Source organism: Chlorobaculum sp. 24CR (assembly GCF_004118635.1).
Taxonomy (GTDB): Bacteria; Bacteroidota; Chlorobiia; order Chlorobiales; family Chlorobiaceae; genus Chlorobaculum.
In genome coordinates, this window is sequence record NZ_SDGU01000019.1 from 1 (window position 1) to 1,333 (window position 1,333).

General features: G+C 55.2%; 1 protein-coding gene. It reads left to right on the forward strand.

Annotation, left to right across the window (positions count from 1 at the left end):
- Positions 1–63 precede the first annotated feature (63 nt).
- Positions 64–1,299: an IS256 family transposase gene (locus tag EST62_RS04030; RefSeq protein ID WP_129050827.1), complete on the forward strand. Its 1,236-nt coding sequence runs from the start codon at positions 64–66 to the stop codon at positions 1,297–1,299.
- Positions 1,300–1,333: the final 34 nt, after the last annotated feature.

Here is a 1,333-nt window from a genome sequence, read left to right on the forward strand (position 1 = left end):
GAGTCTGTAAGATAAAGTGTGTAAACGGTCATAGTTTCCTATCATGTAACAAGGAGCAAAACTATGACCAGAAAGAAAGACAAGACCCCGGACATTCAGGGCGAGCTGATTGGGCAGCTTCTCCGAGAAAGCGGCAGCCCCCAGGCCCTCCTTGAGAAAGGCGGCCTGTTCGACCAGCTCAAAAAACGCCTGATCGAAGCGGCGCTCGAAGGCGAGCTGGACGAGCACCTCGGCTATCCGAAGCATCTGCCCATCGTGCCCAACACCGGCAACAGCCGCAACGGACACGGCCAGAAAACCATCATCGTTGACAACGATCAGTTCGCCATTCGGCCCCCGCGCGACCGCAACGGCAGCTTCGAGCCGCAACTGATCCCCAAACGCCAGACCCGATTCAAGGGCTTCGACGACAAAATCCTGGCCATGTACGCCCGCGGCATGAGCGTCCGCGACATGCAGGCCATGTTGCTGGAACTCTACCAGGTCGAGGTCTCCGAAGCGCTCATCAGCAGCGTGACCGACGCGGTGCTCGACGACGTGCGCGCCTGGCAGAGCCGCCCGCTCGATGCGCTCTATCCCATTGTCTATTTCGACTGCATTGTCGTCAAGGGCCGTCAGGACGGACGGGCCTGTAACAAGGCTGTTTATCTGGCCTTAGCCATCACCATGGATGGCCACAAGGAGCTGCTGGGACTGTGGATTTCGCAGAACGAAGGGGCCAAATTCTGGCTCGGCGTGATGACCGAACTGAAAAACCGGGGCGTCGAGGACATCCTGATTGCCGCCGTTGACGGACTGGTCGGCTTTCCGGACGCCATTGCCGCGGTGTTTCCGAAAACCGAGGTGCAGCTCTGCATCGTGCACATGGTGCGCAACTCCGTCAAATACGTGTCGTGGAAAGACCGCAAAGATTTATGTGCCGATCTGAAAACGATTTACGGATCAGCTACTGCCGATGAAGCGGAGCTAAACCTGCAAATCTTTGCCGACAAATGGGACGGAAAATATCCCTCGGTCAGCAAGCTCTGGCAGAGTCACTGGGAGCACATCATCCCGTTTTTCGATTATCTGCCAGAAATCCGGAAGGTCATTTACACGACCAACGCCATCGAGTCGCTGAACCGCTCGCTGCGCAAAGTGCTGAAAACCAAAGGCTCATTTCCGACTGACGAATCGATCATCAAGCTGATCTATCTTGCCATGCAAAACATCGCCAAAAAGTGGACCATGCCCATCCAAAACTGGGGGGCGGTTATCAATCAGTTTTCCATTAAATTCGAGGGAAGGATGCCTCTATGAAAACGACCGTTTACACACTTATCTGAACAGGCTC

What these genes read in the sequence shown, in the direction of transcription:
- EST62_RS04030 (WP_129050827.1), top strand. Translation starts at nt 64, where the DNA reads ATGACCAGAAAGAAAGACAAGACCCCGGACATTCAGGGCGAGCTGATT.